The 7,281-nt window shown below is 72.9% G+C and carries 5 protein-coding genes and 1 pseudogene; 3 read left to right on the top strand and 3 right to left on the bottom strand.

The genetic code is table 11. The features are described 5' to 3' along the window. Positions 1-189 (top strand): annotated as a pseudogene (locus NX794_RS33825) (hypothetical protein); the annotation flags it as partial. A gap of 31 nt (positions 190-220) precedes the next feature. Continuing rightward, a complete protein-coding gene (locus NX794_RS33820; RefSeq protein ID WP_258783508.1) occupies positions 221-985 on the top strand; it encodes a bestrophin-like domain in 765 nt (254 codons plus the stop codon). Positions 986-1,109: 124 nt separating this feature from the next. Here NX794_RS33820 and NX794_RS35980 read toward each other — a convergent pair whose 3' ends face one another. Beyond that, a complete protein-coding gene (locus NX794_RS35980) occupies positions 1,110-1,994 on the bottom strand; it encodes a hypothetical protein (protein ID WP_309506061.1) in 885 nt (294 codons plus the stop codon). A gap of 334 nt (positions 1,995-2,328) precedes the next feature. Here NX794_RS35980 and NX794_RS33810 point away from each other — a divergent pair, with 334 nt between their 5' ends. Next, on the top strand, positions 2,329-3,000 hold the full coding sequence (locus NX794_RS33810) for a class F sortase (protein WP_258783511.1): 672 nt from the start codon (positions 2,329-2,331) through the stop codon (positions 2,998-3,000). 30 nt (positions 3,001-3,030) lie between these two features. Here the strand turns inward: NX794_RS33810 and NX794_RS33805 are convergent, their stop codons facing one another. Together NX794_RS33805 and lysX are read right to left on the bottom strand one after the other, a co-directional pair. Next, a complete protein-coding gene (locus tag NX794_RS33805; RefSeq protein WP_258783510.1) occupies positions 3,031-3,870 on the bottom strand; it encodes a polysaccharide deacetylase family protein in 840 nt (279 codons plus the stop codon). Between the two features lie 92 nt (positions 3,871-3,962). Beyond that, the gene (lysX, locus tag NX794_RS33800; protein WP_258783507.1) at positions 3,963-7,238 is read right to left on the bottom strand and encodes a bifunctional lysylphosphatidylglycerol synthetase/lysine--tRNA ligase LysX; all 3,276 of its coding nucleotides are present in this window, start codon (positions 7,236-7,238) and stop codon (positions 3,963-3,965) included. Positions 7,239-7,281 lie beyond the last annotated feature (43 nt).

The raw sequence follows: 7,281 nt of genomic DNA, 5'->3' as shown, positions 1-7,281 counted from the left end.
ACGCCGGAGCCGAAGCCGAAGCCGAAGCCGAGCCTGACGCCGCGGCCCGCGCCGGCCCCGGTGAGCTACCCGGCGTACCACCCGCATGCCACCGGCCGCCCCGCCCCCCGCCACACCACGCCGGTCACCTACGTCCTGCTCATCACCATCCCGGCGATCGTCGCCGTAGCGGCCCTGCGTCCGCGCTGACGCGCCGGACGCTCACCCCTGGAGGAACCCGTTGTCGGATTGGCTTGTTCTCGTCCTCGCGATGCTGGGGGCCTGTGCCGTCGTGGTGGTCATCACCCTGGTGCGGCACAAGAGGGCCCCCGAGGACGAGGATCCCAGCGAGACGCCCGATGTCATCGAGTACATGACCATGTGGATCGGTGTCGTGTACGCCATCGTCCTCGGTCTGGCCATCGCGGGCGTGTGGGAGGCCCGCAGCTCCGCCGAGGACCATGTGCAGGCCGAGGCCCAGGCGCTGCACGAGATCTCGGAGCGGGTGCGGGTCTACCCGCCGGACGTCCGTGACCGCATCCGGGACGACGTGGACGCCTACGCCGGCTATGTCGTGCACACCGAGTGGAAGCGGATGGCGGACGACGGAAGCGTCACGGACCGGGGCGCCGAACTGCTGGAGAAGATCCGCGCGGACGTCACCGACTACCGGCCCGCGAACGATTTCGAGGCGCAGGCCTACCAGCCTCTGCTGGACCAGCTGGCCGCCGCCGACGAGGCCCGCAACGCGCGCGCAGACTCCACCGGGGCGACCATGCCGCCAGTGGTGTGGTGGGGGCTGCTAGCGGGCGCCGTCATCACCGTCGGCATGGTCTTCGCGCTCCAGATCAGGCGGACCAGACGCGAGTTGGTGCTGGCCGGCCTGTTCTCCGCGACGATCGCCTTCATGCTGTTCCTGATCTGGGACTTCGACGCCCCCTACAGCCGGGGCATCGCGGTCACCGCGGAACCGTTCAGCAGCCTGTTCCCGCACATCACGGGCTAGCCTTCCCGGCCACGCCCGGACCGGCCGACGCCCCGGCCCCGGCTCCGCTGCGGGACCGGGGCGTCGGCCTGGCACGTACGGCGTGCACGCGCGGCGTGCGCGGGTGCTGCCGGGACGGGCGGGCTCAGGCGCGCTTCTCGTGCCGGCGGCGCAGCCAGAAGGCGCCGCCGCCGATCAGGGCCGTGCCCACCAGGCCGCCGCCGATCGCCATGTCCGCGGTCGTCGCCCCGCCGCTCTGGCTGCCGCCGAGACCGCCCTGCACACCGCCGAGGACGGCGAAGGCGCGCGGACGTGTCAGCGCCCGGCCGGCGCAGCGCACGCTGATGTCGTAGCGGCCGGGACGGGCGTCCCGGTCGATCAGCGCGACGCCCCGCGCGGTGCCGCCGCGGAACGGCGACAGCGGGGAGGTGCGGAAGGCCCGGGACGCCATCAGGCCGCCACGCAGGCAGCCGTCCACGGTGACGGTGAGACGGCCCCCGGCGGGCACCACGCCGGGCGTGGCCACGATGTTGCGCGGGCCGCCGTCACCGCGCCCGCCGAAGTCGTCGCCCCGGCCCCCGAGTTCGTCGCCCCAGCCGAAGTTCCCGTTGCCCCGGCCGCCGAATTCGTCACCGCGACCGAAGTTTCCGTTGCCCCGGCCACCGAATTCGTCGCCGTGGCCGGAGTTGCCATTGCCATGGCCGTTGTTGTTCCCGAAACCGTTCCCGTTACCGAAACCGTTCCCGAAGCCGTTACCATTCCCGTTGCCGTTCCCGAAGCCATTTCCGTTGCCGTTGCCGTTGGGAAATCCTCCGCTGGGAAATCCACCATTGGGGAGTCCTCCGTTGGGGATCCCACCGTTGGGAACCCCGTTCCCGGTCACGGTGCCCGTGCCCGGGACGACCACGGTGGTGTCGGTGCCGCTCGGGCCGCCCCCGTTGCCCATACCGTCCGCGACGGCGACGGGGGCGGCGAGCCCCATCAGGGCGACCACGGCGCATGCTGCCGCGAGGGCATGTTGATGACGCATGTGCTCCTCCGCGGGAGGCGCCCGGGTACCGTCCCCGGGCGATCGGCGAGAAAACACCTCCCGGAACCAGACCCTCGGACGCGCGGAACACGCCCGCATGTCGAGAATGGTCCGTCCTGGTGAGGCAACACGCCGGACGAAAAGCACACAATCGGATATTGCCGCAGGTCACGGCCCGTCAGAAATAATCTGGCGACTGCAACTCGGATGGCGCACCGGGAAGTCCTCCGGCCACCCGTTCGCCCGCCGCCCCGTCGCCCGCCGCCCGCACGGGACTTAGCGTTTTCCCATGCGCGACCGACGCGGCGAGGACCGCGTCGAGAGGGGAAGGCGAATGTCGGCGTCCGAGCTGTCCGAGCTCTTCGCCCAGGAGGAGCGGCGGAAGAAGCGCGCCCCCTGGGGCGTCATAGCGCTTGTCCTGCTGACCGGCCTGGCGCTCATTCGTAACGGGTCCGGGGAGTTCGACACCGGCCCGCCGCAGCCGGCGTCCGCGGCGGCGCCGGACGTCCGCGCCACCCCGAGCCCCGTCGGCAGCGCCCCCGCGTCGCTGGGTTTCTCCGCCGCCGACCGGATCCGCATCCCGGCGATCCACGTCGACGCGCCGGTCATGCCGGTCGGTCTGGACGCCAACGGCTGGGTCGGGGCGCCGCCGCCGGACGACCCCAACCTCGCGGGCTGGTTCACCGGCGCGGTCTCCCCCGGCGAGAAGGGCACCGCCGTCGTCGTCGGCCATGTCGACAACGCCAAGGGCCCCGCCGTGTTCTACGGCCTCGGGGCCCTGAAGAAGGGGAACCGCGTCGAGGTCCTGCGCCAGGACGGCAGGACCGCGGTGTTCGAGGTCTACGGCGTGGAGGTCTTCTCGAAGAGCGGTTTCCCGGGCGACCGGGTGTACGGCTCGAAGGGGACACCGGAGCTGCGGGTCATCACCTGCGGCGGCGGCTTCTCCAAGCAGAACGGCTACGACGGCAACGTCGTCGCCTTCGCCCGCCTGGCCTCGGTCACCTGAGGGTGCCGGCCGGGCGGGCGGCGCACGCCGTCAGGTGCGGCGGCGCGGCACGGTGAGGCGGTATCCGGAGTCGAGGAGGTAGGGCAGCCACTCCTTGATCGCCCGGACGGTCTGGGAGCGGTCGCCCCCGGCGTCGTGGGAGAGCACCACGACACCGGGGGCGGCACCGCTCTCCACCCGGTCGATGATGGTGCCGGTGCCGGGGGTCTCCCAGTCGGTGGTGTCGACGGTCCAGGCCATCGGCTCCATGCCCATCTTGGCGCCCAGTTGGAAGGCGGCCTTGTTCCAGGCGCCGTAGGGGGCCCGGAACCACTGGGGTCGCTCGCCGTAGGCGTCCTCGATGACGTCGCTGGTGCGCTCCATCTCGGAGCGGATCTCCCCCCGGTCGAGGGTCGTCAGCAGCGGGTGGGTCCAGGTGTGGTTGCCGACGACATGGCCCTCGTCAGCCATCCGGGCGAGCAACTCCTTGTTGTCGACGACGCACTCGCCGCACGTGAAGAACATCGCCCGCACCCGGTACTTGGCGAGGGTGTCCAGGATGTGCGGGGTGTAGTCCGGGTTGGGCCCGTCGTCGAAGGTGAGCATCATCTGCCGGCGGCTGTCCGAGATCTGCATGAGGGGTTCCTTGCGCACCTTGAGCTTGCGCGGCTTGGTGCGCGGCGGCCCGTACCCGGTGAGCGGCTGGAGCCGGAAGGCGGACGGCTTCAGGGCCTGGCGGGCCTGGGGGCCGGGAGCCGGGGCAGGGGCCGCCGCCTTGACGGTTCCCTCGCCGCTGTCCGCCAGGATGATTCCGGCGGTGCCGGCCGACCCCGCGGCGGCGGCGCCCGCGAGCAGCACACGGCGTCGGGTGAACAACTGATCCTTCTGCATCACCCATCAGTCGCCCCACCGGCCTCCGGCGCACCGCAGCGACACCGCCGCGGCGGCTCGAAATCACCCGGACGGAGGAGTGCCGCCGGGTTTCAGCGCCGGCGTACGAGCGGGAAGGGGAGCGTCTCGCGGATCGTCAGACCGGTGAGGAACATGACGAGCCGGTCGACGCCGATGCCGAGTCCGCCGGTCGGGGGCATGGCGTGTTCGAGGGCATCGAGGAAGTCCTCGTCCAGTTCCATGGCCTCCGGGTCGCCGCCGGCGGCGAGCAGGGACTGCTCGGTCAGGCGCCGGCGCTGTTCGACGGGGTCGGTCAGCTCGGAGTAGGCGGTGCCCAGTTCGGTGCCGAAGGCGACGAGGTCCCAGCGCTCGGCGAGCCGGGGGTCGGCGCGGTGCTGCCGGGTCAGCGGGGAGACGTCGGTCGGGAAGTCCTTGTAGAAGGTGGGCAGCAGGGTGCGGGCCTCGACGAGCCGCTCGTACATCTCCAGGACCACGTCGCCGGGGGTGTCGTCGGCGGTGTACGGCACACCCGCGCGGTCGCACAGGCGGTGCAGGCGCAGCAGTTCGGTGCCGGGGCCGATCTCCTCCCCCAGCGCCTCGGAGACCGCCCCGTAGACGGTCCTGACCGGCCAGGTGCCGGAGATGTCGTACTGCTCGCCGTCCCGGTGGGCGACCGGGGAGCCGTGGGCGGCGGTGGCGGCACCCTGGATCAGCTCGCGGGCCAGGTGCAGCATGACGTCGTAGTCGGCGTACGCCTGGTAGGCCTCCAGCATCGTGAACTCGGGATTGTGCTTGTGGGAGACGCCCTCGTTGCGGAAGGTGCGGCCCATTTCGAACACCTTCTCCAGGCCGCCGACGCAGAGCCGCTTCAGGTACAGCTCGGGGGCGATGCGCAGGTACCCATCGAGGTCGTAGGCGTTGATGTGGGTGGTGAAGGGGCGGGCGTTGGCGCCGCCGTGGATCTGCTGGAGCATCGGGGTCTCGACCTCGACGTAGCCGCGCTCCAGCAGGCCCTGGCGCAGCGCCTGCACGGCGGCGGAGCGGGAGCGCACCACGGCGCGGGCGGCGGGGCTGGTGGCGAGGTCGAGGTAGCGGCGGCGCACCTTGGCCTCGGGGTCGGTCAGACCGCGCCGCTTGTCGGGCAGCGGGTGCAGGCATTTGCCGGTGAGTTGCCAGGCGGTGACGAAGACGGTGGGCTCGCCGCGGTCGCTGAGCCGGGAGTGGCCACTGGCCGTGAGGTGGTCGCCGATGTCGGTGTCGGCGGTGAAGCGGTCCAGGGCGCTGCCGCAGTCCTCGCGGGTGAGGGCGATCTGGTGGTCGCCGGACCAGTCGCGCAGCAGGGCGAAGACGATGCCGCCGTGGTCGCGGACCAGCATGACGCGGCCGGCGACGGTGACGTCCGCGTCGGGGGGTATGCCGGCGAGGGCGTGGGTGGGGGCGGGGACGCCGACCGGGTAGGGGTCCGTGCCGGCGGCGCGCAGCCGGTCGAGCTTGTGGCGCCGGACGCGGACCTGGTCGGACAGGCCCGCGTCCGGGGCGGCGGGCCCGGTCGGGCCCCCTCCGTCGGGGCCGGGTGCCGCCGGCGACGGCAACCCCTCGGTGGCGGCCGGCTGCTGTCCGCTCCTAGGGTGCCCCTTTCCCCAGAGTGTGCGCAGCGACGGTACGGAGACGAAGCCTTCGGCGATTCCGGAGGCGAGGCCGATCCGGGCGAGGGAGGCGGCCTCGCCGTAGCAGAGGAAGCGCGGGTACCACTCGGGCCGGTACTTGGCGTTGGAGCGGTACAGGGCCTCCAGCTGCCACCAGCGGGAGAGGAACAGCAGCAGGCGGCGCCAGAGCCTGAGGACGGGTCCGGCGCCGATGCGGGCGCCCTCCTCGAAGACGGAGCGGAAGACGGCGAAGTTCAGGGAGACGCGGTGCACGCCCAGTTTCGGTGCGGCGGCGCACAGTTCGGTGACCATGAACTCCATGACCCCGTTGGGGGCGGTACGGTCACGGCGCATCAGGTCCAGGGAGACGCCGTCGCGGCCCCAGGGCACGAAGGAGAGCAGGGCGAGGAGCCGGCCGTCCTCGCCGAGGGCCTCCACGAGCAGGCAGTCGCCGTCGGCGGGGTCGCCGAGCCGGTCCAGGGCCATGGAGAAGCCGCGTTCGGTCTCGGTGTCCCGCCAGGCGTCGGCCTTGCCGACGATCTCCTCCATCTCGTGTTCGGTGAGGGTGGCGTGCCGGCGGATGCGGCAGGTGGCGCCGGTGCGGCGGACCCGGTGGACGGCCTGTCGGGTGACGCGCATGTCCCGGCCGGCCAGGTCGAAGGCGGCCACGTCGACGATGGCCTCGTCGCCGAGTTGCAGGGCGCCGAGTCCGGCGCGGGCAAAGGCGCGGGCGCCGTCCTCGGAGGCGCCCATCACGGCGGGTGCCCAGGCGTGCCGGCGGGCCGTCTCCAGCCAGGCCGCGATGGCGTGCGGCCAGGCCTCCGGATCGCCGACGGGGTCGCCGCCGGCCAGGCACACGCCGGCCTCGACGCGGTAGGCGACGGCGGCCTTGCCGCTGGGCGAGAAGACGACGGCCTTGTCCCGGCGGGTGGCGAAGTAGCCGAGCGAGTCCCGTTCGCCCCAGACCGCGAGGAGGGCGCGGACCCGAGCCTCCTCGTCGCCGTGCAGGGCGGCCTCCAGGCGCTGGGAACGGAACAGCGCGGCGGCGGCGTTGAGCAGCGCGAGCGCGCCGAGCAGGCCGAGCACGAAGGTGACCTGGTGGGGCGGGTGACCGGCGAAGGAACTGTTGGAGACGAGTCCGCCGCACACCCGGTCGGCGGCCCAGGCCAGGTGCTGGCCCTGCGGCAGGGTGCCCGGGAACAGCGAGACCAGGCCCCAGCCCAGCAGGACGGCGACGGCGAGTCCGGCCAGCAGCACGCCGAGGGCCCGGCGGACGGCACCGTGCCGGGAGGCGGCGTAGAACTCCCCGCGGGCCACCACGAGCAGGACGAGCAGCAGGGCGCACAGCGCGAGGGAGGGCAGGGAAGCGGCGTACAGGCCGGCCGCGAGGCCGAGGAGGTCGGTGAGGACGAGCAGGCCGAGGTAGACGACCACCAGCCACCAGGCGATCTTCTTGCGGGCGGCGGTGGCGGCGGCCAGCAGGAAGAGGAAGACGGCGTAGGCGAGGTTGGCGCTGACGGGGGCCAGGAGCAGGTCGACAGTGCGGGCGACCGGGCGGAGCGGGCCGCGCAGCGGGGCGATGACCGCGAGCAGCGCGCACAGCAGGCCGAGCGCGGAAAAGAGGGCCGCGAAGCCTCCGGGGACCCGGCCGAGGCGCCCGCCGGGCGGCCCGGTGCGTGCCGTGGCGCCCTTGCGGGCACCGGTCTCCGCGGTGGCTGTCATGGTTCCGACTCTAGGAAGGCGGCCCGCGGCCCGCCCGTCGAGC

Source organism: Streptomyces pyxinicus, from assembly GCF_024753135.1.
GTDB classification, from domain to species: domain Bacteria; phylum Actinomycetota; class Actinomycetes; order Streptomycetales; family Streptomycetaceae; genus Streptomyces; species Streptomyces pyxinicus.
Note: the sequence above shows the minus strand (reverse complement) of the source record. Positions and strands in the feature narration are given on the sequence as shown.

Coding starts and splice junctions, on each gene's coding strand:
- NX794_RS33810 (WP_258783511.1), top strand. CDS start 2,329: ATGTCGGCGTCCGAGCTGTCCGAGCTCTTCGCCCAGGAGGAGCGGCGG.
- NX794_RS33805 (WP_258783510.1), bottom strand. CDS start 3,870: ATGCAGAAGGATCAGTTGTTCACCCGACGCCGTGTGCTGCTCGCGGGC.
- NX794_RS35980 (WP_309506061.1), bottom strand. CDS start 1,994: ATGCGTCATCAACATGCCCTCGCGGCAGCATGCGCCGTGGTCGCCCTG.
- lysX (WP_258783507.1), bottom strand. CDS start 7,238: ATGACAGCCACCGCGGAGACCGGTGCCCGCAAGGGCGCCACGGCACGC.